The organism is Pseudomonas sp. MWU347 (genome assembly GCF_017947305.1).
Taxonomy (GTDB): Bacteria; Pseudomonadota; Gammaproteobacteria; order Pseudomonadales; family Pseudomonadaceae; genus Aquipseudomonas; species Aquipseudomonas putida_A.
In genome coordinates, this window is the sequence record NZ_JAFGZB010000003.1 from 205,459 (window position 1) to 229,808 (window position 24,350).

Consider the following 24,350-nt stretch of genomic DNA (forward strand, 5'->3'; position numbering starts at 1 on the left):
GCAGAGCCGGTTTTTTAACAGCAAAACCGGGCTCGGGGCCAGTCTGAATTTTCAATGCAGCCATCAGCGGCGATGAAAACCGCCGCCCCCGCCGCCCCCAAATGAGCGGTTCATGACTTGCGAGGAGTTGTGAAAGTTGTTGGTGCGCTGGTTGCCGAAGTTGCGCGCAGCAGACTCGCGATTGAGGTTCTGCAGTTGCGCATTGTTGTTGACCGGCGCCGTGCGGGCCGGGCTGCCCTTGACCATCGATTGCCAGCCGTTGTCGGTTTTCTTGTAGACGTTGCCGTCGCGCCCGGCATAGACGTTGTCGCCAACCCGTGCGGCGCCGCCGTTGCGGCCTTTCACGCCGGCATACTGCGTGGTCTTGTCGGTGTTGGGGTTGTACACCGCGCCACGATTGGCGGTGACCTGGGTGCCGGTGCGAGCATTACCTGCGGTGACCCGGCCACCGGCGATGGCGCCACCATTCGGCCCGACCACTTCACCGCTGCGTCCAGCCGCGTAGTTGCCGGTGTAGGCGTTGTGCACCGCGCCGCGTTGGCCTGCCGCCGCAATGCCGGTGCGCGAGTTATAGGACGAGCCAACCTGACCGGCCCAGCGATTGCCGGTCCAGGCGTTGTATCCGGCGCCATAGCGACTCACCGTCGCGCGATCCCCCCACTGACGATAAATGTTGCCGGTGGTGCCTGCCCAGCCACCGGGCCCCCAGGCCACAGCACCGCCACGATAGCCATAAGCGGCGCCGCCCCAGGCCAGTGGCGCGGGGTACAGGCGCGGGCCCCAGGCGTAACCCCAGCCATAATTGCCCCACCATGGATAAGCGCCCCAGCCCCAACCCATCGCCACGGTGTTGCCGCCCCAGCTCCAGCCGAAGCCGAAACCGAAGGTCCAGCCTGTCCACGGCGTATAGCGCATGGAGACGCCGAAACCGTAGGTCACCGGTGGCCCGTACCAGACGCTGCCGACCCACGGCGTGTAAGGATAACCGGTGCCGTAGACCACCACGCCGGTGGCCGGATCCAGATTCGACCCTTGATAACCCGGGGTATAGCCGACCACCACAGTGTCGCCGCTGGACTCATAGACTTTGACGTAGGTGAGGTAATGCATCGGCGAACTCGGCGGGATCGAATAGATCACCGCCGGCACCGAACTGGCGACGCTCCATGGCCCGTTCACCGAGGTGGCGCTGAACCAGATACCGTTTTCCACCGCATACCAGTTGTCGTTGTCGACACGAATAATCGGCGTCGCGCTGTTGACCACGTACTGCAGGGATGTGCTGTTGATTGCCTTCAACTGTGGCTCGCCATCGAACTGCGGTGCGGTCATTTTCACTGCGCTTTTCTTGATCGCCGAGGTTTGCGGGATGGTCGCCGCGATCGCGGCTTCCTTGGCCTGCGGTGTGCCGGCGACCGAAGCCTTGACGTTCTCTTTCGGGCTGTCATCCGGGATGTTGGCGAAATCTGCCGGCAGTTTGTCCGCCGGGGTAAACGTCCATGGGCCGCGCATGTCGGCAGCGCGAAACCAGCGCCCGGAGATCAGCACGTAACTGTTCTGGTCACCGATTTCCTTGAAGATGTGCCCGGTGGTGTTGCTCACGTAAAGCAGGCTGGTGCCCTGAATTGGCAGCCACTGCGCTGCGCCGTCGGTGACGATCAGCTCGGTGGGCGTGGTAGCGATGAAAATTTTCGGCTGCGGCGGTTTGGCCAGATTTGGCACCTTGTCTTTCGGATCACTCTGCCCGGTCAGCAGATCGACCTGACGGCTCTGGATCGCCGCCTGTTTGGCCTTCTCCAGATCGGCCGGTGGTGTGGTCAGACGGGTGTATTCGCCGCTGAGGCTGTCAGCGACCATCCAGCCATCGAACACGTGCAGGTAGTGCTTGCCCTCGGCGTCCTTGAGCAATAGCGGGCGGGTGTTGATCACCCGCTGCAACGCAGTGCCGTCGATCGCACGGTACACGGCGTCGCCATCGATGTAGACGAGCAGTGCGGGGACGTCGGAACTGATGATCGTCGGCGGGGTGTTTTCCAGCGGTGCGCTGTCGGCTTTCTGCTCGGCTGACAGCACGCCGACGGCGGCTTCAAGTTGATCGAGGGAGATGGTTTTCTTGCGACTTTCGGCATCTTTCTGCAGCGCGCCGAGCCAGACGTCGGCCTGACTGGCGTCGGCAGGGAAGTCGGCCTTGATGATCTTGTACTGATCCAGTGCGACCCAGCGCGTGGCCTTGTCGACCAGCGTGTGCGCGCTGAACTGGACGATGCCGAAGGTGGGTTTGCCGTCGGCGCCGGTGGCTTCGACGGCAGCCCGGGCATTGAGGGTGTAGCCATCCCAGCTGTCGAGTTGCGGCTGGTACACGGTCAGTTTGGCCTTGCCGCTGGTGATCACTTGCGGCCACGTCGGCGCGCTCGGGGCAGCGTCGGCAGCAGCAGGTTTGCTGGCGGTAGCCGGGGCAGCCCAAGTGTTGCCAACCGTCAGCAGGCACAGCATCAGTATCGCAAGCAATGAGCGCGGGTAAGGCATTGTCAGCTCCATCGACAGGGGCCGCTTTCAGCAGGGATGACAGCGAAAGCACGACCGTCGAAAAAGCATAGCCGCCCGCTTCACAATTACTTGGCGGATTTGCGAATTGGCGCAAAGTCGGGTGGGGCAATGTGTTGCTTTGTGTTATTTCAGGGCACGAGGATTTGAAATCATTGATTGAGAGGCAGCCATGTTCAACGGCATTTTGATCGACAAAGACGACGACGGTTACCGCGCCAGCCTGCAGCAGATCAGCGAAGCGCAGTTGCCCGATGGCGACGTGACGGTGAAGGTCGCGTACAGCACGCTGAACTTCAAGGACGGTCTGGCGATCACCGGCAGCAGTCCGGTGGTGCGCAAGTTTCCGATGGTGCCGGGGATCGATCTGGCGGGCACGGTGGAAGTCAGTTCGCATCCCGACTACCAGGCCGGTGATCAGGTGCTGCTCAATGGTTGGGGGGTGGGCGAAAGTCACTGGGGCGGTTTGGCGCAGAAGGCGCGGCTCAATGGCGACTGGCTGATTCCGTTGCCCAAAGCCTTTACCGCCGCGCAAGCCATGGCCATCGGTACCGCCGGCTACACGGCGATGCTGTGCATTCTGGCGCTGGAGCGTAACGGCGTGTCCCCGGATCAGGGCGAAGTGCTGGTGACTGGCGCCAATGGCGGGGTGGGCAGTTTCGCCATCGCCTTGCTCAGCAAACTCGGTTATCGCGTGGTGGCGTCCACCGGCCGGGTGTCCGAGCATGAGTACCTGAAGCAACTGGGTGCCAGCGAGATCATCGACCGCGCAACTTTGTCTGAGCCGGGCAAGCCCTTGGCTAAGGAACGCTGGGCCGCAGTGATCGATTCGGTCGGCAGTCACACCTTGGCCAACGCTTGCGCCAGTACCCGCGCCGAGGGCACCGTCGCTGCCTGCGGTCTGGCTCAGGGCATGGATTTTCCGGCGTCGGTGGCGCCGTTCATTTTGCGCGGCGTGACGCTGGCAGGGATCAACAGCGTAACTCAGCCCAAAGCGCGGCGGATCGAGGCCTGGGCGCGTCTGGCCAAGGATCTGGACTTCGCCCTGTTGCCATTGATCAGTCATGAAATCGCCCTCAGCGAAGCCATCGACGCGGCGCCAAAACTGCTCGCCGGACAGCTTCGCGGCAGGGTTGTGGTCGACGTCAATCGCTGACAAAGTAGGTGTCATTGCGGCCCTGTGTGGCCGCACTTCTATACAGGGAGCCGCAATTTCGATGGATTTGAAACGACAGCAAATCGACGCCTTCACCGTTGCTGGCCTGCAGGTTCGCACCACCAACGCCGCAGAGCACCAACCCGAAACCGCGAAAATCGGCCCGATGTGGGGCCGGTTTTTCGGCGAGGAGTTGGCCGAATCCATTCCCGGCAAGTCAGCCCATTCGCCGATTTATGGCGTGTATTCGGCTTACGAGTCGGATGCTTCGGGTGCGTTTGACGTTACCGCTGGCGTTGCCGTGAATGCTTCAGTCAAAGACTTTGAGTCCGTGCGGATCGAAGCGGGCGAGTATCTGGTGTTCGAAGCGCAGGGGCCGTTGCCTGATGCGGTCATCTCGACCTGGGGAAAGATCTGGGACTTCTTTGCAGCCAATCCGCAGATTCAGCGCCGTTACGCTACCGACTTCGAGGCCTACACCGGCCCCGAGTCCGTGTCGGTCTACATCGGCGTGCGCTAAGACTGGGTTTCGCGTTCCAGCAACTGGCGCTTACGCTCTACTCCCCAGCGATACCCCGACAGATTGCCATCGCTACGCACCACGCGATGGCAGGGGATTGCCACGGCCAGACGGTTGGCGCCGCAGGCTTGCGCCACGGCGCGCATGGACGTCGGCGCGCCAATGCGTTGGGCGATTTCGGCGTAACTGGCGGTGCGACCCACCGGGATTTCCCGCAACGCCTGCCACACCCGCTCCTGGAACGCTGTGCCACGCACATCCAGTGGCAAGTCGAGGCCGAGCGCTGGCGCTTCGATGAAACCCACCACCTTGGCAATCAACTGCTCGAAGCCGGCATCGGCGCCAATCAGGTTGGCCTGACGGAACTGATCCTGCAGATCGCACACCAGTTGATGCGGATCGTCGCCCAACAGAATCGCGCACACGCCGCGCTCACTCTGCGCCACCAGAATTGCCCCGAGCGAACATTGGCCAACCGCAAAATGAATGTCGTTGTTGCGTCCTGCAGCGCGGTAGTCACCGGGTTTCATCCCCAGCACCTTGTCGGCTGCCTCATAAAAGCGGCTGTTGGAATTGAAACCCGCGTTGTACAGCGCATCGGTCACCGTGCCGCCATCCGCGAGCCGTTCACGCACCCGGCGCGAACGATGCGCCGCCGCGTAACCCTTTGGTGTCAGGCCGGTTGCGGCCTTGAACACCCGATGAAAATGGAAAGGGCTGAGGCCGGCGGTTTCGGCGAGTTCATTGAGCGAGGGCACTGTTTCACTCGACTCGATCTGCCGACAGGCCATCGCCACGGTCGCGGCGTGCTGGCTGGCGACTTCAGTCTGATCCTTGCGGGTGCGCTTGCTTGGGCGGTAACCCGCCGCCTCGGCAGCTTGAGCACTTTCGAAGAACTCGACGTTCTGCGGCTTGGGCAAACGTGAAAGGCTGCTGGGGCGGCAATAGATGCCGGTGGTTTTCACCGCATAGACAAACTGCCCGTCGGCCCGCGGGTCCCGTGCAACGACAGCGGCCCAGCGTGGATCGGTTTCAACGTTGATGAGGGGCGAAAGCTTTTTCATGGCGAGTAGTCCGTTGACCTGTTTGATTCAGGTTAACCAGCGGCAATGTTGGTAGCACTCCGGGCCTTGCGGTCAAACTTTTCAGATCACCCGGCGACACGCAAGGTCAGGTTGATCCGGCGTTCGCCCAACTGTGGATGCCGCCCGGGTTTGATCGGCAGCACACCGTGAAAACGCAAGCGATCGACCCCGCCCCAGACCACCATATCGCCGTGCAGCAGAGGAATGCGCTGGCTCTTGTCGCTGCGCAAAAAACCACCGAACAGGAACATCGCCGGCAACCCCAATGACAGCGAAACGATCGGCGCCGCGTAGGCATTTTCGTCTTTGTCCTGATGCAAAGACATTTTCGCGCCGGGGACATATTGGTTGATCAGGCAGGAGTCTGGATGAAAGTCGGCAAATCCAGCGCGCTGTGCTGCTTTGCGCGCCAGTTCCGACAACACTTCTGGCATCGCCGGCCAGGGCTGGCCACTCAGCGGGTCGACGGTGCTGTAGCGATAACCGCTACGGTCGGTGATCCAGCCCAGGGTTCCGCAACTGCTGGTGCCCACCGACATGCTGAAACCGCCCGGGGTCATCATGTGGCGCAACGGTGCTACGGCGAGAATGGCTTCCAGCGCTGGCAATAGTTGATCGATCACCGGCAGGGCGAAGCCGCGCAACACCCACGATTGTTCGCCGATCTGCTCGGCGCGGGGTTGTTGCTCGGGTTCGTGGTCGGCGAACAGGTCGAAGGTGGTCGGGTGCATGGTGTTCATGATGCGTCGTGGAAGATGATGCCCAGAGTATGCCGATTTCCGCTGTGCAGGCGACTGACGCCGTGACGCATGGTCACTCGATAATCGCCGCGTGTGCCGTTGACCGGGCGCTGGTTGACCGCGAATATAACCGCGTCACCCTTGTGCAGAGCCACAACGTGCGGGCGCGACTGCATGCGTGGACGCTGCTCGGTCAGGACGAACTCACCACCGGCAAAATCCTCTCCGGGCTGCGACAGAAGAATCGCCACTTGCAGTGGGAAAACCAGTTCTCCGTACAGATCCTGATGCAGGCAGTTGTAGTCCTGCGGGCCGTATTGCAACAGCAAGGGTGTCGGCCGCAGCTGGCCGGCAGCCTGACAGCGCTGCACAAACTCGGAATGGGTTGCGGGAAAGCGTACAGGCACATTCATGCGTTCGTACCAGCGGTTGGCCAGTGGCACCAGGCGCGGGTAAAACGCAGTGCGCAGACGTTCGATGGCTGTCGGCAGGGGATAGCTGAAGTACTTGTATTCCCCGCGACCGAAACCGTGGCGGGCCATGATGACCTGCGAACGAAACGGTTCGGTCTGCGAATACAGGGCGCTCAAGCGTTCACAGGTTTGCGCCGACAGCAACGAGCGGACGATGGCATAGCCATATTGATCCAGATGCTGTTCGAGGCTTGCCCAATCGAGCGCATCCAGCCGAGACGGGGACATTGACATGCTGACTCCTGAACCCTTTGGTCGAGGCTGTCAGTCTGGGCAAATACCGGCGGCAGAACACTCCGCCGCTTGCGGTCGAATCCCGTAATGTGGTGTTACAGGGCTTTGCTCACGGCGATGTCGCTGATCACGTCTTCGGTGGTGCCATGGATGGCATCCAGTGCGGCCTTGGCCTCTTCGACGGTGCCGTTTTCCAGTTGCGCGAACTCGAAACGGCGTTCACCGTTGAGCTTGTATTTGATGACGTATTTGGTCGTTTGGGCCACGGTCGTGCTTACCTTTTTGTCAGGGGCGACTCAGCTCAGTTTGGAGCTGGAGCGGCGGATGATCTTGATCGAGTGGGTCAGGGTCGGCTTGCGCGTGACGCTGATGGCGCGACGGTTGACGGTGTCGATGGTGATGTTCCAGAAACCGGTGCTCGGCGCGGTGATGCGCGCAGGAAACGTGTCGAAAGCGCCGCCGTGGTAGGTGTGGCGGCCGCCGTTCTTGAACGCGCGGAAGTTGGCGTCGTTCATCAAGCGGATGTTGCAGGTTTGCGAGCATTGGATGACGACGATGTCGTCTTCGTTGAGGTGCTCGCGCTGGTGAATGAATTTCATGGGCGCCTCCAGAAGGGCTTTTTCTACTAAATCAAAACGATAGCATGTGCGATTGGCGCAGTTTATCAGCCCGAACGGGTTATTATCCCGCCGTCGAGCGCTGCTTTGACAATTAAAAACAGTTATTCGCGATTCCATGCGGGTTTAATGGAGTAAGCCTCGGAGAAAAATGGCATTACTGCTGTCCGAGGGTCTTTATGGGAGGTATTTGTATGAAGTGGGGTGTGGTGTGTCTGCCGTTGATGTTGGTCGTGGGTGGTTGCGCGAGTGTTTCCGAAATCAACGAAACCTTGCCCACCATGAGCGTGATTTCCGGCAAGAAACCCCATGAGTATGCTCAGTGCCTGGCCGACAAGCTTGCCAACAGCCGCGGCGCGCTGCAGATGCAGCCGCACAAGGATGGCGTGCGAGTGATTGTTCCCGGGAAATTTTCCACCGGCGCGGCTGCGGTGTTTGATATCGAAGACCGTTCCGGCGGCAGCAGCATCAAGCTGCATGAGCGGATGTCCAATGTGCCGGTTCGTCCCCGTGACGTGCAAAACGCCGCCAATGCCTGTATTTCCGGCTGATAGAATAGCGGCCATCAGCACCGATGCCGTCACAGTCTTGCTGTGACGGCATTTTCATTTCTGGAGTCGCGCATGAAGCGAGAGCAAGTACGGGAACGGCATGCAGAGGGCCTTATCTCTGCCACGCATGTGATTCAAAATCCGGCGAACTCGGGCGAGTGGATCGTGTTTTTCAAGAAGAGCGCCGGTCGCAGCTATTTTCTGGTGGACGATAACGACGAAGTCGAATCCTTTGCCCGGCTAGACGACCTGATCGAGGTCGTGCGCGGGCTCGGGATCAAGTTCGCCGAGATCCACATGTAGGGTCTATTTGCAGACCACCACCACACTGCGGTTCTTGTAGTTGCCGACGTCGACCCCCAGGGTTTTGTCACTCTCCTTGGGCGCTGGCGTGCCGTCGGTACCGACGATGCGATAGCCGGTGCCGGCGCAGGAGGCGTCAGCCTTTTCGTAGCACGTAGCCCAGGAGTTGGCTTCCCCGGAGCAGTCGATGCTCAAGCCCTGTTCGCCGTTGTTCAGGTAGGTGGTTTCCGAGGTGGCACAGCCACCGAGGGCCAATACCGCGATCAGCGGCAGCATTCTGTTCATGTTCATAGTGTGTCGTCTTCAGCGAGGGAGGGGCTAAACGCTCTGACAGCGCCAGCATGAAAAGGTTATAGCGATTGGCCACTTGTTTTCATCATGCTGCGAGCGGCCACAAAAAAGCCCTGCACAAGGGCAGGGCTCGGCGCGTGTCGCAACAGATCAGTCCTGATCTTTGCCACGGCGTTTGGACGACGCAGGGGTGTCGGTGAATACCGACGCTACATCAGTCGCCAGCTGCTCGCTGTCGAAAGGACCGGCGATGTGTTCGCCATTGGTCGTGGTCAGGTTCCACTTGCCGTCTTTCTTGTCGATCACATACCCGTTGATGATTTTTACCGCGGCCATCTATCTGTCTCGTTCGCTGGTTCAAAGGCGCCATGATACCGACAAATCCTCACATTGGGGGATGATGAGCGTATGGTGATGCAGCGCATTTGCGTGTTTGAGCTACTCTGTTTTCGCGGGTCGCAGTCGCCAACGGAACTATCGGCGAGAATATTTCTCTATGTTGGCATTGGTTAGCCAGTGCGGGGCATTGTAAGGTGCACGCCGCCTGATTAGACTGCGCCGAAACTCGTACACACAGCCCTTTCAAGGACTTATATGATCAAGAAATGCTTGTTCCCAGCAGCCGGTTACGGTACTCGCTTCCTGCCAGCGACTAAAGCCATGCCCAAAGAAATGCTGCCGGTGGTAAACAAGCCACTGATCCAGTACGGCGTTGAAGAAGCTCTGGACGCTGGCCTGACTGAAATCTCGATCGTGACCGGTCGTGGCAAGCGCGCTCTGGAAGACCACTTCGACATCAGCTATGAGCTGGAAAACCAGATCAAAGGCACCGACAAGGAGAAATACCTGGTCGGCATCCGCAAGCTGCTCGACGAGTGCTCGTTCTCCTACACCCGTCAGACCGAAATGAAAGGTCTGGGCCACGCGATCCTCACCGGTCGCCCGCTGATCGGTGACGAACCGTTCGCCGTGGTACTGGCGGACGACCTGTGCGTCAACCTCGAAGGCGACGGCGTACTGACCCAGATGGTCAAGCTGTACAAGCAGTTCCGCTGCTCGATCATCGCCATCCAGGAAGTCGATCCGCAGGAAACCAGCAAGTACGGCGTGATCGCCGGCGAGATGATCCGCGACGACATCTACCGCGTACACAGCATGGTCGAGAAGCCAAAGCCGGAAGACGCGCCGTCGAACCTGGCGATCATCGGTCGTTACATCCTGACCCCGGACATCTTCGACCTGATCGAACAGACCGAACCAGGCAAGGGTGGTGAAATCCAGATCACCGACGCCCTGATGAAGCAGGCCCAGAACGGCTGCGTCATGGCCTACAAGTTCAAGGGCAAGCGTTTTGACTGCGGTGGCGCCGAAGGCTACATCGAAGCCACCAACTTCTGCTTCGAGAACTTCTACAAGACCGGCAAGGCTTACTGATAGCGCCGGACCTGCATCGCGAAGGGTGTGAAAGCACCCAAGTGAACGCACCCACAAACGCCCCGACTTGTTCGGGGCGTTTGTTTTTGTGCTGGAACAATCCTTGATCCTGCTGGTGCAATTTACTGGCGCCCTGTGAGCGCGCTGGCTGCTCTTTCAGGGAGGAGGGTACGTGCGAGCATGCTGGCTGCTCCGATTTCCCTCAGGCGGTACAGTAGAGCCCCATAAAGCGGGCTACCTGACCGCCCAAAACGAAAAAAGCTCCGTATCTTGCGATACGGAGCTTTTTCTTTATGCGTTACACCGGTTGCGATCTCTCGAAACCGATGCCTTCCGAGCGGTTACTGCTGCACGACATTCGCTGCGGCAGGGTCGACCTTTTTCGGCTTCATCAGGCTGAAGTCGATCAAGGCGCGCTGCTCGCGCTCGTACGGGTTGCCGATCATCAGCGGACGTGGTTTGAAGCTGTCGCTGACCAGACTCTTGCTGCGGTCCAGTTCATCGAAACTCAAACCGGCCATGTCCGCCCAGGTGTGGATCAGGTGCGAGCTGCTGTACGGCCGGCCCAGGTCGGCGGCGAAGTTCCAGTCGTGGTTCTCGCGCCATTTCGGCGACGCCCAGGCCATGAACGGAATGGTGTACATCGGCGCGGTCGGTTTGTTCTCGTTACGGCCGAGGGTGTTGTGGCCGGCGGAGTCGAACACGTCTTCACCGTGGTCGGAGAGGTACAGCAGGAAACCGTTCGGATCGGACTTGGCGTAGTCCTTGATCAGGCTGGACACCACGAAATCGTTGTACAGCACGGCGTTGTCGTAGCTGTTGTAGGTCGGCACCTGATCGTCACGCACGCCGGCCGGCACGCCGGTACGGTCCTGGAACTTGTCGAAGGTCGGCGGATAACGGTACTGGTAGCTCATGTGAGTGCCGAGCAAGTGCACGACGATCAGCTTGCGCTGCGCCGGGTCGGTCAGCGCCTTGTTGAACGGCTCGATCACGTCACCGTCGTACTGCGCGGCGTTCTGGTTGCGGTTGTTGTTCAGGTACACCTGCTCGTCGGCCTGCTCGGAGAAGGTCGTGAGCATGGTGTTGCGCTTGGTCATGGTCTGCTGGTTGGTGATCCAGAAGGTCTTGTAACCGGCCTGTTTCATCATGCTGACCAGCGACGGCGTGGACAGGTACAGATCAGGGTTCTCTTCGTCGGCGAAGGTCAGGACCTGCTGCAGCGCTTCAATGGTGTAAGGGCGCGGGGTGATGACGTTGTCGAACACCGCGAGCTGATCCTTGAGCTTGTCCAGTTCCGGCGTGGTCTTACGTCCATAGCCGTACAGGCTCATGCGCTGACGGTTGGTCGACTCGCCGATCACCAGCACCAGGGTCGACGGTTTATCGGCATCGGTCACCTTGAGGTTATGCAGCGGCGGCACTTTGCTGGTGCTGTGCAGCATGTCCTGCATGCCGGCCAGGGTGTCGAGGTAACGGTGGTAAGCCACCGCCATCTGCCAAGGCACGGCTGGCTCGATACGGTCTTCGAACTTCTCGAAACCGCCGGCGAAACTGCCGGTACGTTGGGTCTGTTTGATCAGCGGGTAGCCGACTACGGCGAAAACGATCGCGATCGCAGCCACGAACGCGCGGCCTCGGGGCATGTACACCGGGCGCAGGCGGGTCCACAGGAAATAGGCGAAAGCGGTATGGGCAAGGAACGCCGGGATCATCCACCAGGCAAAGTACTGGGTCATGTACTCGCCGGCTTCAGAGATGTTCGACTCGAACATGATGAAGATGACGCTTTGCGAGAATTCCTGCTGATAGATGAAGAAATAACCCAGGCTGGCCATCGAGCAGGCCCACAGGACGATACCGATCAGCGCGGCCAGCAGTTTGGTGCGTTTGGGAAACGCCAGCATCGGGGCGAGCCACAGCGCGCTCATCACGAAGGCCTGACGGAAACCGCTGAAACCGGAGGTACCGGTCAGTTGAATCAACAGTTGGGTGATGCCCGAGAAATACCAGAAGAAAGCGAACAGCCAGAGAACCCCGGCCCAGTCGAAACCTGTCGCAGTCGTTTTGCTGCGTTTGAACAATGCCATTCAGCACTCCAGCTCATCGTCACTAACCACCGTCGGAGCGCTACATCAAACCGACGAACGGAAGCCGCGCGCAAACGCACGGCCAGAATGGGCCGGAGTATCACCAAGGCAGTGTGAAAACTTCGTTAGTTGCTGATCAGGGGCAGGGGAGCATCATGTCGGGAACGACAGGCGCCGTTCCCGAAGCTGGCGGGGCAGGTCAGGCGTGCGGATGGCGCTGGACCACCGGCAGAGGTTTGGGCTGAGCGCCCTGGGTCAGCGAGCGCAGCTGCGCCAGCTCCTGCTTCAATTGGTCGCGCTCGTCTTTCAACTGGCGCAATTCATCGCGACGGATCGTGACGTACAGGGTTTGTGGCGGCATTGCTGTGTGTACTGTGCCCATTGCTCACCTCGCAAATGGCGTGTCTCAACTGCAAATCGTCCCCGCGTCGGGGCTACTGACTTGCTATCGGCGCCAATTTTGATTTCTTTTGCCCGTGAATGGAACTTTTTTATTTTTCATGGTCGGTGTGTCTTCGGCAGGATTCGGGGCGTTATCAGTCTGGATCGGGCACAATGCCCGGAAACTTCATCGCAACGCTCTGGACTAACCTCCATCAGTCGCGTTGGGCTATAACCAATGACACACATTTATTTGTAGTAAGGAGCATCAGCACATGCAACTCGGGATTATTGGACTGGGCCGCATGGGCGGCAATATTGCGCGACGTCTGATGCTCAACGGTCACACCACCGTTGTTTACGACCGCAATACCGCTTTCATCGATAACCTGGTCGCCGAGGGCTCCACCGGCGTTGCCGACCTGCCCGCTCTGGTGGCAGGCCTGGCCAAGCCACGTGCCGTATGGGTCATGTTGCCGGCCGGCGCGCCGACCGAAGACACCATCAACACTCTGAGCGACTTGCTGGAAGCCGGTGACACCATCATCGACGGCGGCAACACCAACTATAAGGATGACATTCGCCGGGCGAAAACCCTGGCCGAGAAGGGCCTGCACTACATCGACGTCGGTACCTCCGGCGGCGTCTGGGGCCTGGAGCGCGGCTACTGCATGATGATCGGCGGCGACGCCGAGACCGTGAACCGTCTGGACCCACTGTTCGCAGCGCTGGCGCCGGGCATGGGCAACATTCCGCGTACCAGGGATCGCAAATCCGAGGATCACCGCGCCGAGCACGGCTACATCCACGCCGGTCCTGCCGGTGCCGGGCACTTCGTGAAGATGATTCACAACGGCATCGAGTACGGCATGATGGCCGCGTTCGCCGAAGGCTTCGACATCCTCAAGACCAAGTCCAGCGAGCGTCTGCCAGAAGATCAGCGTTTCGACCTGAACGTGGCCGACATCGCCGAAGTCTGGCGTCGTGGCAGCGTGGTCTCGTCCTGGCTGCTCGACCTGACCGCCGACGCACTGGCCAACGACCCGAAACTCGACGGCTTCTCCGGTTCGGTGGCTGACAGCGGCGAAGGTCAATGGACCATCGAAGCGGCCATGGAGCAGGCGGTGCCGGTTCCGGTGCTGTCCAACTCGCTGTTCTCGCGCTACCGCTCGCGCGGGCAGGGCACTTTTGGCGACAAGATTCTCTCGGCCCAGCGCTTCGGCTTCGGCGGCCACGTGGAGACACCGAAGAAATGACCCATACGATCCGCAGAAAATCCAAGGCAGAACCCGCACCACCGACCACGCTGTTTTTGTTCGGTGCCCACGGCGACCTGGTCAAGCGCTTGCTGATGCCGGCGCTGTACAACCTCAGTCGCGACGGCTTGCTTGACGAGAATCTGCGGATCGTCGGCGTTGATCACAACGCCATTACCGATGAAGCCTTCGCGCAAAAACTCGAAGACTTCATCCGTACCGAAGTGGCGGCGAAAGTCGGCAAGGGCGATCAGATGCTTGATCCGGTCTTGTGGGCCAAGCTCGCCAAAGGCATCAGCTACGTCCAGGGCGACTTCCTGGACGACAGCACTTATTCCGCGCTGGCGGCAAAAATTGCCGACAGCGGCACTGGCAATGCGGTGTTCTACCTGGCCACCGCGCCACGTTTCTTCAGTGAAGTGGTACGCCGTCTCGGCGCGGCCAAACTGCTGGAGGAAACCCCGGAAGCGTTCAGAAGGGTGGTGATCGAGAAGCCGTTCGGCTCCGATCTGCAAACTGCCGAAGCGTTGAACGCCTGCCTGCTCAAGGTCATGTCCGAAAAACAGATCTATCGGATCGACCATTACCTGGGTAAGGAAACCGTGCAGAACATTCTGGTCAGCCGGTTCTCCAACAGCCTGTTCGAGGCCTTCTGGAACAACCATTACATCGACCACGTGCAAATCACCGCGGCAGAAACCGTCGGCGTCGAAACCCGTGGCAGTTTTTACGAGCACACCGGTGCGCTGCGTGACATGGTGCCCAATCACCTGTTCCAGTTGCTGGCGATGGTCGCCATGGAACCGCCGGCCGCGTTCGGCGCTGACGCCGTGCGCGGCGAGAAGGCCAAAGTGGTCGGCGCGATCCGCCCGTGGAGCGTTGAAGAGGCGCGAGCCAACTCGGTACGCGGTCAGTACCGCGCCGGTGAAGTCGATGGCAAAGCGTTGAATGGCTATCGGCAGGAAGCCAACGTAGCGCCTGACAGCAACACCGAAACCTACGTCGCGCTGAAAGTCATGATCGACAACTGGCGCTGGGTCGGCGTGCCGTTCTACCTGCGTACCGGCAAGCGCATGAGCGTGCGCGACACCGAGATCGTCATCTGCTTCAAACCAGCGCCGTACGCACAGTTCCGTGACACCGAGGTCGACGAGTTGCAGCCGACCTATCTGCGCATTCAGATCCAGCCTAACGAAGGCATGTGGTTCGACCTGCTGGCCAAACGGCCGGGGCCGGCGTTGAACATGGCCAACATCGAGCTGGGTTTTGCCTACAAGGATTTCTTCGAGATGCAGCCGTCCACCGGCTACGAAACGCTGATCTACGACTGCCTGACCGGCGACCAGACGCTGTTCCAGCGCGCCGACAACATCGAGAACGGCTGGCGCGCGGTGCAGCCCTTCCTCGATGCCTGGCAACAGGATGCGAGTGTGCAGACTTACGCTGCCGGGGAAGACGGCCCGCAAGCCGCCAATGATCTGCTGACTCGCGACGGTCGCGTCTGGCATGGTCTGGGATGAGTGAATCGATCCGCTTTTTATTGAGTGACATGGACGGCACGCTGCTGCTGCCCGATCACAGTCTGAGCCAGCGCACCATTGACGCCGTTCGTTCGCTGCGCGAGGCCGGCGTGTTGTTCAGCCTGGCCACCGGGCGCCCACCCAAAGCCATGTTGCAGCAGATCGAAGCCTTGGGCGTCGATCTGCCGACCGCCGCTTTCAATGGCGGCACCATCGTCAATCCGGATGGCAGTCTGTTGGTGGCGCATTACCTGCCGGTGCCGACCGCGCTGATTGCTCTGGCGTTGTTTGCCGACCAGCCGGATGTGGAAATCTGGGTGTTCAGCGGTGGCGATTGGTTGCTCAAGGATCCGCACGGGCCGATGGTGCCGCGCGAACAGCACGGCCTCGGTTATCCGCCGGTGGTGGTCGAGAGTTTCGAGCCGTACCTGGAGCGCATCGACAAGATCGTCGCCACCAGTAACAACACCGATCTGCTGATCGAGCTTGAGGCGCGCCTGTTAGCCAAGGTCAGCGGCATGGCTCAGGTTTCGCGTTCGCAACCGGTGTACCTGGACGTGACGGCGCTGGAGGCCAACAAGGGCACCGCACTGGCAACCATTGCCGCGCACCTCGATATCCCGCTGGCGCAGACCGCCGCGATTGGCGATGGCGGCAACGACCCGGCGATGTTCCATTGCGCGGGATTGTCGATTGCCATGGGGCAGGCGGAAGAGGCGGTGAAGCGCCAGGCTGACGTGGTCACCGCGCCAAACACCGACGACGGCGTGGCGCAGGCGATCGAGAAGTACATCCTCGGTCGCTGATTCATCCGGAAACAAACTGTGGGAGCGGGCTTGCTCGCGAATGCGGAGTATCAGTCAACACATCAAGTGCCTGACACTCCGTCTTCGCGAGCAAGCCCGCTCCCACAGTTTTAATCGCGTGTAGTCAGAGCCATTGGCTGAGCGCCTGCCAATGTGGGAGTGAGCCTGCTCATACCGGTTGATCGAGAGTTGCCAGCGCCATTGGCTCACCGCCCTGACAATGTGGGAGCGAGCTTGCTCGCGAATGCGGTGCATCAGTCAACACATCAAGTGCCTGACACTCCGTCAGCCCGCTCCCACAGTTTTATCGCGTGTTGTCAGAGCCAGTAACTCACCGCATACCAGCCCAGCAACCCCATCACTACGGTGTACGGCAACGCCATCCACACCATCCGCCCGTACGACAGGCGCACCAGCGGCGCAATCGCCGAGGTCAGCAGGAACAGGAATGCCGCTTGACCGTTCGGCGTCGCCACGCTTGGCAGATTGGTGCCAGTGTTGATCGCGATCGCCAGGGTCTCGAAATGCTCGCGGCTCATGTGCCCGGACAGGAAAGCCTGTTTCACTTCGGTGATGTAGATCGTGGCGACGAACACGTTATCGCTGATCGCCGAGAGCAGGCCGTTGGCGATGAACAGCATGCCCGGCTGTTGTTCCGCCGGCAGCGCCAGCACCCACTGGATCAACGGGGCGAACAGTTGCTGATCGTGAATCACCGCGACCACGGCAAAGAACACCACCAGCAATGCGGTGAACGGCATGGCGTCCTTGAACGCGCTGCCCAGACGATGCTCGTCGGTGATGCCGGTGAACGCGGTGATCAGCACGATCACCATCAGGCCGATCAGCCCGACCTCCGCGACGTGAAACGCCAGGCAGCCAATCAGGATCAATGCGGCAGCGCCTTGCACCAGCAGGGCGGCACGCTGACGCGGGGTGCGTTCGGCGTTGTCTTCGGCGGCGTAATTGGCCAGCACGGCGCGGACGTTGTCCGGCAGCAGGGTGCCGTAGCCAAACCAGCGCAGTTTTTCCAGCAGCACGCAGGTCACCAGACCCGCCGCCAGCACCGGCAACGAAACCGGCGCGACTTTCTGGAAAAACTCTGCGAAGTGCCAGCCCATTTCATGACCGATCAGCAGATTCTGCGGCTCACCCACCAGGGTGCAGACCCCACCGAGTGCGGTGCCGACCGCGCCGTGCATCAGCAGGCTGCGCAGGAATGCGCGGAATTGCTCCAGGTCTTCATGGTGCAGGGCCGGCAGATGGCGGTCGTCGCTGAATTCGCTGTCCTGACGCGGATCATTGCCCGAGGCCACGCGGTGGTAGACCGAATAGAAGCCGACCGCCGCGCTGATGATCACCGCGGTTACGGTCAAGGCATCGAGAAACGCCGACAAAAAAGCTGAGAGAAAGCAGAACATCAGCGCCAGCAGCGCCTTGGAGCGCACGCCCAGCAGCAACCGTGAGAACAGAAACAGCAGCAGATCCTTCATGAAGTAGATGCCCGCGACCATGAACATCAGCAGCAGGATCACCGGGAAGTTGTGCACCAGTTCATCGTACAGGGCCTGTGGTGAGGTCATCTTCAGCAGCAGGGCTTCGATCAGCAACAAGCCACCGGGCATCAATGGATAGCACTTGAGGGCCATGGCCAGGGTGAAAATGAATTCGATCACCAGCAGCCAGCCGGCGGCGACCGGGCCGACAGTGAACAGCACCACGGCGTTGAGGATCAGGAACCCTACGATGCACGCCTTGTACCAGCGGGGCGAGTGCCCGAGAAAATTATGCGCGAACGCCTGGGCCAGTGAACCGGACATCGGTTGCTCCTTGTATTAAGAAGCGCGCAAGTTGCCGCATGTGTCTGGCAAGTTCAAGTCCGGGAAGTTATTGATTCAGATAACGCGCGACCATGGCGCGGTAGTTGCCGTCGAGCGAGTAGCCGCCGACAAGAATTTTCCGGTCTGGCTGGATCGCGAGAGAATTGGCGGTATCCAGGCTGCGGCCCAGGCGCGTGCGCAACCAGCCGTGGCCGTTGCCAAAGCTTCGGTCGAGATGACCATCAGCTTTATAGCGAGCAACGATGAAGTCGGCCTCGACGCCGCCGATCGTTGCACCCACCGCCATGATCCGACCATCCGCCATGCGTTGCGCGGCGCTCCACTGGCAACCACTGGGACCGATTTCCAGCAGATGCGGGTGGCCAGTGTCGTTGCGCCAGTCCGGGCGGCCGTTAGGATGCAGGCTCAGCGCCAGGCAGCGGATCGGATCGCGACTGCTGCCAAAACAGTGCAGATGTTCCTTTGACTCGATGACCTGACAGACCATCGCGCTTTTGCCGTTGGCTTTGAAAGCCAGGAAGCCATCCACCGCGAAGCGCTCATCAAGACGCCCGTCAGGCAGGTAGCGCGCCACCAGCCCCTCCTGGGGAAAATCAATTGAGCCGGCGACAAGGATCCGCCCGTCCTTCTGCAATACGAGGCTGCTGAGCCACGTGTTGAGCAGCAAATGTCGAATCATCACGAAACCGCGCCCATTGAAGCTTGCATCGAGCGTCCCGTCTGGCGTCAGGCGGATCAGCATTCCGGCATGGTCGGCGAGTTCGAAGTGGTGATTGGCGATCAGCAGAATATGCCCGTCGTCCTGCACGGCGATGTCACAGGCTTCAGCACCCGGTACGCCGGGAGGCAGCCAGCAGTCACGGGAACCGATGGACAGGTCGCCGGGCAGGCGCACTACTTTGCGACCATTTTCACCAAAGCTCGGGTCGGGGATACCCTCGGTGCTGAACAGGGCAAGGGCGGGCAGGGTGCGATGGGCGTTTTGATAATGCAGCCCGGCCAGCAGGATTCGTCCGTCGGGCAATACCTGGACCTTGCCACCGGTGGCCTCAAAACCGCGTTCGAACTCGCCAATCACGCTGCCATGCTGGCCGAAAGCGAGGTCGGCCGAACCGTCCGCAAGTAGGCGTGCCAGACCGAAACGACTGCCTTGAGCAGTGCCGACCTTGGCGGCGACCAGCACGCGCCCCTGTCGATCCAGTGCGACACCCTGAGTCATGCTGGAAACACTGCCGGCGAAATACACTTGGGCGACGCCAGTGTTGGCAAATTGTTTGTCGAGTTGCCCGGAACTGTTGAGTAGTGCCGGGCGCGCAAAGGCGTTCTCGGGTGACATGCATGCCTCTCCTTGCAAGTTGACCAGGCCCGAATGGGCGGTAACTGCATGAGCGGAACATTCAATCCCTGAATACACGCAAGTTCAACTGACAGAACTAACAGGTGGAGGGTCGCACTGTGCCATAACAGTGTCTTTTTGAACCAAACGAAAGCCTGCCAAGCAGTGGCGCCTGGCAGGTTGAAGAAAGTTGTACAGAAGTATTGAAGATAAACAGCAGCGGATAACTAACAAAGAACAGAGCGGATGACGTGAAAGTCATCCGCATCAGCCTCTGATCAATGTGGCATCGACCACGATTGCAGCAGGTAACCTTCTTTGCTCAATTCGGCGCGGGCCTGTTGCAACAGCAGTTCCAGTTGCGCCGGGTCAGAGTAGGCGCTGCTCGGAATCTGCTGGCGACCGATGTGCGAGTTGGTACGATCGATGACGGTCAGGTTCAGTTCGCCATTGCCGTCTTGTGGGGCCCAGGCCACGCACTGAAAGGGTTTGAACGCGTGGTTGGCAATCAAAAGAGCTTCGTTGATACGGAGCGGGGCGGTCATTGGGGTCTTCTCTCTGTCGTGCCCAATCAAGTGATGTGCCGTCGGTTGGGCTTACCGTTCGGCTGGTTACTTGTACTGATGCACGCAACCCCGTGGCAGGTCACACACGAAACAAAGAAATTTCAACTTAATTGCTCAGGCTCAACATTCCGAACGTTTTTGAAAGCCTGGTGAAAGATAGCAACTCGATAGCTGACTAATAAACTTGCTTCTTATAACTCGTTAGCTTGTACACCTATAAGCAATCGATACAAGGCTCTGTCAATTTCTTGCTAATGTTACAGTCGGGTCTGCCAAATGACTGTTTTTACAATAATTTCCTTAAATTTGGCGCCAAGGAACAGTCATGATCGAAGCGCCTGCGTTACGACGTTTATTGGTGGTCGACCCGTGCGACGACTGTCACCGGTTATTACCTGGTTTGCGCTCGGTGGGCTGGGATGTCGACAGTTGCACCCTGGAAAATGCCGCCGATCGGACATGCGATGTCGGGCTGCTGCGACTGCAACCTTTTCACCTTGAACGTCCCGAAGCGGTCAAGGAACTGATCAGCCGTAGCGGCACCGAGTGGATTGCGGTGTTGAACCAGGAAGTCCTGCGGTTGCAGAACGTCGGTGACTTCGTCTGCGAATGGTTTTTCGATTTTCATACCTTGCCGTTCGATGTCTCGCGCGTCCAGGTGACCCTGGGGCGCGCATTCGGCATGGCACGTCTGCGCGGACAAGGCACGATTCACGTCGACCAGCCGGAACATGAGCTGCTTGGCGACAGCAAGCCGATCCGCGAACTGCGCAAATTATTGAGTAAACTGGCACCGACCGAATCCCCGGTACTGATCCGCGGTGAAAGCGGCACCGGTAAAGAACTGGTGGCGCGCACGCTGCATCGCCAGTCCCAGCGCCACAGCAAGCCGTTCGTGGCGATCAATTGCGGTGCGATTCCCGAACACTTGATTCAATCCGAACTGTTCGGTCACGAAAAAGGCGCCTTTACTGGGGCGCATCAGCGCAAGGTCGGGCGCATCGAGGCCGCGAATGGTGGCACGCTGTTTCTCGATGAAATCGGCGATCTGCCGCTGGAATTGCAGGCCAATCTGCTGCGTTTTCTGCAGGAGAAACACATCGAGCGCGTCGGTGGCAGTCAGCCGATTCCGGTTGATGTGCGCGTGCTGGCGGCCACCCACGTCGATCTCGAGGCGGCAATCGAGAAAAAGCGTTTTCGCGAAGACCTGTATTACCGCCTCAATGTGCTGCAAGTGGTGACCGCGCCATTGCGCGAGCGCCACGGTGATCTGTCGATGCTGGCCAACCATTTCTCGCATTTCTACAGCCACGAAACCGGCCGCCGCCCGCGCAGCTTCAGTGAGGATGCGTTGATCGCCATGGGCAAGCACGACTGGCCAGGCAACGTTCGAGAACTGGCCAACCGAGTGCGACGGGGTCTGGTTCTGGCGGAAGGCCGACAGATCGAAGCCCGGGACCTGGGATTGCTCAGTCAGCACACGATTTCGACGCCGATGGGTACGCTGGAAGACTACAAAACGCGCGCCGAACGCCAGGCGCTGTGCGATGTGTTGAACCGCCACAGCGACAACCTTAGTGTGGCGGCGAAAGTACTGGGCGTGTCGCGGCCGACGTTTTATCGCCTGCTGCACAAACACCAGATTCGCTAGAGACCAAAGCCCAAAAGATCGCAGCCTGCGGCAACTCTTACAGGGATTAACCCTGTAGGAGATGCCGCAGGCCGCGATCTTTTGCTTTAGAAGTAGTACGGGAATTTCAGGCTGAAGGAAAAGTCGGGGGCATCCGGGGTCATGCCGATCGACAGGTTGGGCACGATAGTCAGGTTGTCCGTGGCGGCAATGGTCATGCCGACGTTGAAGTAGCCTGCGTTGGCGTCACTGGACACCACCGATTGCCAATCCCCGCCATCGGGTTTGAGTTTGCTCCTGCGTTGCACCAGATCAGACATCGAAAACGACATACTCATCTTTTCGTTCAGTGCAAACGCAATACCGGCGCCGATCTGGAAGCTGTCGCCAATGCTGACCTTGCCCGGGGTTTTCTGGTTGACGGTCGAGCTGATGTCGTCGAACGACTCCTCCAGGTTGTGGGTGTAGGACAAGCTGCCGAACAGCACTGCCGGGTCGAACGTCTTGACCAGCGAAACCCCGGGTGTGATCGACCAGACACCGTTACCGGTTGGCAGCGTGTCAGGCACGAACAGGTTGGAGTTGGCGTCGGTCTGGCGCAGTTTGATGCCGAACGGATCCTTGCCGGTTGGCGCCTTGACCCGCAGGGTGACCACGGCGTCCGGCGTGTTGACCGACTCGTCGAGGAACTTGTAGGCAATACCGAAGTTGACGTCGCCGATGGTCGGATCGCGCGAAACATCCTGTTCCGTCGTGACGTTGGACGCACCACCGTTGCCGCCACCGGACTGGTAGGTCGATTCGCGGTAAACCACCGGCACGTTCACGTCGAACTGCCAACGGTTGTCGAAGTTGTAGCGCCCGGTCAGGTCCAGCGTCCAGGTGTCGGCCTTGATCCGGTCGAGGTTGATGTTGCCCAGAAAGATCGAGTCCAGCGCGAGGAAGCCGTTGAGGATCAGCTGCCGGGTGTCGTAACGCGAATAGGTCACGCCGGTTTCAAAGCTGAATTTACCGCCGCCGAAGAAGCCGCTGGCCTCGTCGTAGAGGTTGGACACACTCTGGGCCGGTTGCGAATCGTCGGCCAGCGACTGGCCGTAAGAAGCGCCGCTGCCCCCGGCGGCGCCCCCCGATGCTGCTGCCGCGCCAACTCCGGGAGCCCCGGTACCGGTCGCGACTTTTGGATTGCCTTTCATGTCAGACGGCGACTTGGCCAGCCGTTTGGGTTGCGGGGCTGCCGGTTGATCTTCGACCTGACGGACCCGTTGTTCGAGCACCGCCAGGGCCTTTTGTTGCACTTCGTATCGTTGCTTCAGCTCCAGAAGTTCCTGTTTCAGGGTCTCCACATCTGCGTCGGGTGCTGCTTGCAGCATCGCCGCGGGTAGAAGAGTACTCAGACATACAGCGGCACGCAGTGATACTGATCGATACATGAATAAGCCGTCCCTTTAAGCCCAATGATCGAGACTCAGCGTAGTTCAATATCCGATATTGCGTAGTGCCCTGAGTTGAGTCAGGTTGCAGTCCAGTGCGCCGGGGCTGATGCCGTTATTGTTAAGCACAACATTGAGTTGGGTCATGTTGTTGACCACGTTGGCGCTGCCGAGCAGGCGGGTGTTCTGCAGCAGGCCACCCTGGGCCACTTGTTGCAGGGCGGTGCCTTGATTGCCCGAGGCCTGAATGGCCATTTGCACGCCACTGTTGGTGGCCGAAACGGCGACACTGCCAGCGGCATTGCTGGCCCCGATGGTCTGCCCGGCCATCAGGGCCTGGCCTTGTGCGGGTGCCAGCGGAGGAGGGGTGTTGGCTTCTTTTACATTGATGGCCACATTGTTGCTGGCGGTGTTGCCGTCGCCGGCGGCGCGTACGCTTTGGGTCACGCCCTGGCTGCTGTTGAGCGCCGCGCCACCAATGACATTGCCAGTACCCGGCGTCGGGGTGCTGCCGTTGCCCTGTTCCTTGATGGTCGAGACATAGAATTCCGGTTTGATCGTGGCGGCCTGGATTTGCATCGACGTCGCAGCGCCGATCAGATCACCGCTGGCGTTGCGCCAGGTACTGCTCATGACAATGCCGAAGCTGATGATCCGCCCCGGCATGACGTAACGACCACGAAGCTGGGACAGCTCCTGATCCTGAACTTCGATGGGTTTGAATCCTGCATTGGCATAGCCTGACGCGCTCGCTGCCAGGCAGGCGGCGGCCAGCCAGTATGAGGTTTTCATCTGCTGCTCCCGGGACATCCAGCCCCATTCTTTATAATCGGCGATTAAAAGAAGTCGCTCTGTATGAACCCGAAGTCCATCAATTCGGCATCTCTGACAGGGTTGAAGTTATCCAGCTTGTTCTTCGCGGTCAGCGGGGTCGGCGGCATGCGCAATGCATTGGTTTTGTCATAACCGGGGCCGACGATGGCGAAGACGATGCCGTTCCAACCTTTGACAAAGTCATCATGGGCGTAGCGTTTATGGCCTAAGACGGGATCTCCGATATAAACCCAATCCTTGTCCGAACGCTGCAGCACCACGAAATGCTTGTAGCCGCGAATTTCCATCAGTACCACCACCGGGATTGTTACGTCGTCGAGTTTTTCCGGTGGAATCTTGTAGCCCCTGGCGCGCATGCCGATGCTTTCTATGTAGCGCTTCATGTCCAGCATGGAGAAACCTTGAGTACGCACAAGGTCCTGGTCAGCGTTGACCAGCATGCCTTTGATGATGTGCTCTTCATCGACGTCGAGCCAATAAGCCTGGCGCAGTACCGTGGCCAGCGCGGCGGCGCCGCAGCTGAAATCGGTTTTTTGTTCGACGATGTCGGCAAACTTGCGTTCACGAATGCTTTGCACGTTCTTGTAGACGAGTACGCCGCCGGGCAGGGCAGCGACGGGCATCTGGGCAGCCTGGGTCAGGCCGGACAGGCAAAGCAGGGCGATAAAGGCAGTCTTACGCATGATCGATACGCCTTTGCGGACTGAGGAAA

25 protein-coding genes are annotated in these 24,350 nt (G+C 59.7%); 9 read left to right on the forward strand and 16 right to left on the reverse strand.

The features are described 5' to 3' along the window. Nucleotides 1–63: 63 nt before the first annotated feature. Nucleotides 64–2,526 carry an autotransporter gene (locus KCG87_RS07345; protein ID WP_210557255.1) on the reverse strand — a complete coding sequence of 821 codons (2,463 nt, stop codon included), beginning with the start codon at nt 2,524–2,526 and terminating at the stop codon, nt 64–66. A 190-nt stretch (nt 2,527–2,716) separates the two neighbouring features. Between KCG87_RS07345 and KCG87_RS07350 the strand changes: the two genes are divergently transcribed. Both KCG87_RS07350 and KCG87_RS07355 read left to right on the forward strand, forming a co-directional pair. Then, nucleotides 2,717–3,700, forward strand: a complete 984-nt coding sequence (locus tag KCG87_RS07350) for an MDR family oxidoreductase (protein ID WP_210557252.1) — start codon at nt 2,717–2,719, stop codon at nt 3,698–3,700. A gap of 61 nt (nt 3,701–3,761) precedes the next feature. After that, complete coding sequence (locus tag KCG87_RS07355) at nt 3,762–4,220, forward strand: GyrI-like domain-containing protein (RefSeq protein ID WP_139053887.1); 459 nt, start codon at nt 3,762–3,764, stop codon at nt 4,218–4,220. Here the strand turns inward: KCG87_RS07355 and ada are convergent. From ada to KCG87_RS07380, 5 genes are all read right to left on the reverse strand, one after another. Continuing rightward, a complete protein-coding gene (gene ada, locus KCG87_RS07360) occupies nt 4,217–5,284 on the reverse strand; it encodes a bifunctional DNA-binding transcriptional regulator/O6-methylguanine-DNA methyltransferase Ada (protein WP_210557251.1) in 1,068 nt (355 codons plus the stop codon). The two genes, KCG87_RS07355 and ada, sit on opposite strands and share 4 nt — an antisense overlap. A gap of 86 nt (nt 5,285–5,370) precedes the next feature. Beyond that, entirely contained in the window at nt 5,371–6,036 is a 666-nt protein-coding gene (gene alkB, locus KCG87_RS07365) for a DNA oxidative demethylase AlkB (protein ID WP_210557432.1), read from the reverse strand. Between the two features lie 5 nt (nt 6,037–6,041). Beyond that, complete coding sequence (locus KCG87_RS07370) at nt 6,042–6,752, reverse strand: 2OG-Fe(II) oxygenase (RefSeq protein WP_210557249.1); 711 nt, start codon at nt 6,750–6,752, stop codon at nt 6,042–6,044. Between the two features lie 95 nt (nt 6,753–6,847). Further along, nucleotides 6,848–7,018: a hypothetical protein gene (locus KCG87_RS07375; RefSeq protein WP_096796544.1), complete on the reverse strand. Its 171-nt coding sequence runs from the start codon at nt 7,016–7,018 to the stop codon at nt 6,848–6,850. Nucleotides 7,019–7,048: 30 nt separating this feature from the next. After that, complete coding sequence (locus KCG87_RS07380) at nt 7,049–7,351, reverse strand: DUF1883 domain-containing protein (RefSeq protein WP_024164475.1); 303 nt, start codon at nt 7,349–7,351, stop codon at nt 7,049–7,051. Nucleotides 7,352–7,563: 212 nt separating this feature from the next. On the opposite strand from KCG87_RS07380, the gene KCG87_RS07385 reads away from it, so the two are divergent. Both KCG87_RS07385 and KCG87_RS07390 read left to right on the forward strand, forming a co-directional pair. After that, nucleotides 7,564–7,920, forward strand: coding sequence for a hypothetical protein (locus tag KCG87_RS07385; RefSeq protein ID WP_027612690.1), 357 nt, complete (start codon nt 7,564–7,566; stop codon nt 7,918–7,920). A gap of 72 nt (nt 7,921–7,992) precedes the next feature. After that, on the forward strand, nt 7,993–8,223 hold the full coding sequence (locus KCG87_RS07390) for a hypothetical protein (protein ID WP_007964656.1): 231 nt from the start codon (nt 7,993–7,995) through the stop codon (nt 8,221–8,223). Between the two features lie 3 nt (nt 8,224–8,226). On the opposite strand, the gene KCG87_RS07395 is transcribed toward KCG87_RS07390, so the two are convergent. Together KCG87_RS07395 and KCG87_RS07400 are read right to left on the reverse strand one after the other, a co-directional pair. Then, nucleotides 8,227–8,514, reverse strand: coding sequence for a hypothetical protein (locus KCG87_RS07395; protein WP_007964655.1), 288 nt, complete (start codon nt 8,512–8,514; stop codon nt 8,227–8,229). Between the two features lie 150 nt (nt 8,515–8,664). Further along, the gene (locus tag KCG87_RS07400; protein ID WP_007964653.1) at nt 8,665–8,850 is read right to left on the reverse strand and encodes a hypothetical protein; all 186 of its coding nucleotides are present in this window, start codon (nt 8,848–8,850) and stop codon (nt 8,665–8,667) included. 258 nt (nt 8,851–9,108) lie between these two features. Between KCG87_RS07400 and galU the strand changes: the two genes are divergently transcribed. Next, the gene (gene galU, locus KCG87_RS07405; RefSeq protein WP_007912230.1) at nt 9,109–9,948 is read left to right on the forward strand and encodes a UTP--glucose-1-phosphate uridylyltransferase GalU; all 840 of its coding nucleotides are present in this window, start codon (nt 9,109–9,111) and stop codon (nt 9,946–9,948) included. Between the two features lie 341 nt (nt 9,949–10,289). On the opposite strand, the gene KCG87_RS07410 is transcribed toward galU, so the two are convergent. Next, nucleotides 10,290–12,038: a phosphoethanolamine transferase CptA gene (locus KCG87_RS07410; protein WP_135295891.1), complete on the reverse strand. Its 1,749-nt coding sequence runs from the start codon at nt 12,036–12,038 to the stop codon at nt 10,290–10,292. 199 nt (nt 12,039–12,237) lie between these two features. Next, entirely contained in the window at nt 12,238–12,420 is a 183-nt protein-coding gene (locus KCG87_RS07415) for a DUF6026 family protein (protein WP_007964649.1), read from the reverse strand. 274 nt (nt 12,421–12,694) lie between these two features. On the opposite strand from KCG87_RS07415, the gene gnd reads away from it, so the two are divergent. The 3 genes from gnd to KCG87_RS07430 are packed head-to-tail and all read left to right on the forward strand — an operon-like array spanning nt 12,695 to nt 16,001. After that, a complete protein-coding gene (gene gnd, locus KCG87_RS07420; RefSeq protein WP_210557246.1) occupies nt 12,695–13,675 on the forward strand; it encodes a phosphogluconate dehydrogenase (NAD(+)-dependent, decarboxylating) in 981 nt (326 codons plus the stop codon). Beyond that, nucleotides 13,672–15,195 (forward strand): glucose-6-phosphate dehydrogenase, encoded by a 1,524-nt coding sequence (gene zwf / locus KCG87_RS07425; RefSeq protein ID WP_210557244.1) that lies wholly within the window; start codon nt 13,672–13,674, stop codon nt 15,193–15,195. The genes gnd and zwf overlap by 4 nt, the downstream gene beginning before the upstream one ends. Next, complete coding sequence (locus KCG87_RS07430; RefSeq protein WP_096796547.1) at nt 15,192–16,001, forward strand: HAD family hydrolase; 810 nt, start codon at nt 15,192–15,194, stop codon at nt 15,999–16,001. The genes zwf and KCG87_RS07430 overlap by 4 nt, the downstream gene beginning before the upstream one ends. A 317-nt stretch (nt 16,002–16,318) precedes the next feature. Here the strand turns inward: KCG87_RS07430 and nhaB are convergent, their stop codons facing one another. From nhaB to KCG87_RS07445, 3 genes are all read right to left on the reverse strand, one after another. Beyond that, entirely contained in the window at nt 16,319–17,821 is a 1,503-nt protein-coding gene (nhaB, locus tag KCG87_RS07435; RefSeq protein ID WP_096796548.1) for a sodium/proton antiporter NhaB, read from the reverse strand. A 67-nt stretch (nt 17,822–17,888) separates the two neighbouring features. Next, on the reverse strand, nt 17,889–19,178 hold the full coding sequence (locus tag KCG87_RS07440) for a hypothetical protein (RefSeq protein ID WP_134786492.1): 1,290 nt from the start codon (nt 19,176–19,178) through the stop codon (nt 17,889–17,891). A gap of 278 nt (nt 19,179–19,456) precedes the next feature. Beyond that, complete coding sequence (locus KCG87_RS07445) at nt 19,457–19,723, reverse strand: hypothetical protein (RefSeq protein ID WP_003225374.1); 267 nt, start codon at nt 19,721–19,723, stop codon at nt 19,457–19,459. Between the two features lie 346 nt (nt 19,724–20,069). Here KCG87_RS07445 and KCG87_RS07450 point away from each other — a divergent pair, with 346 nt between their 5' ends. Then, on the forward strand, nt 20,070–21,395 hold the full coding sequence (locus KCG87_RS07450; RefSeq protein WP_134786491.1) for a sigma-54 dependent transcriptional regulator: 1,326 nt from the start codon (nt 20,070–20,072) through the stop codon (nt 21,393–21,395). 86 nt (nt 21,396–21,481) lie between these two features. On the opposite strand, the gene KCG87_RS07455 is transcribed toward KCG87_RS07450, so the two are convergent. From KCG87_RS07455 to KCG87_RS07465, 3 genes are read right to left on the reverse strand one after another with little or no spacing between them, the layout of a single operon-like run. Continuing rightward, nucleotides 21,482–22,804 carry a hypothetical protein gene (locus KCG87_RS07455; protein ID WP_098964145.1) on the reverse strand — a complete coding sequence of 441 codons (1,323 nt, stop codon included), beginning with the start codon at nt 22,802–22,804 and terminating at the stop codon, nt 21,482–21,484. A gap of 45 nt (nt 22,805–22,849) precedes the next feature. Further along, on the reverse strand, nt 22,850–23,596 hold the full coding sequence (locus tag KCG87_RS07460) for a hypothetical protein (protein WP_027612700.1): 747 nt from the start codon (nt 23,594–23,596) through the stop codon (nt 22,850–22,852). Nucleotides 23,597–23,640: 44 nt separating this feature from the next. Next, entirely contained in the window at nt 23,641–24,321 is a 681-nt protein-coding gene (locus tag KCG87_RS07465) for a C39 family peptidase (RefSeq protein WP_007964629.1), read from the reverse strand. Nucleotides 24,322–24,350 lie beyond the last annotated feature (29 nt).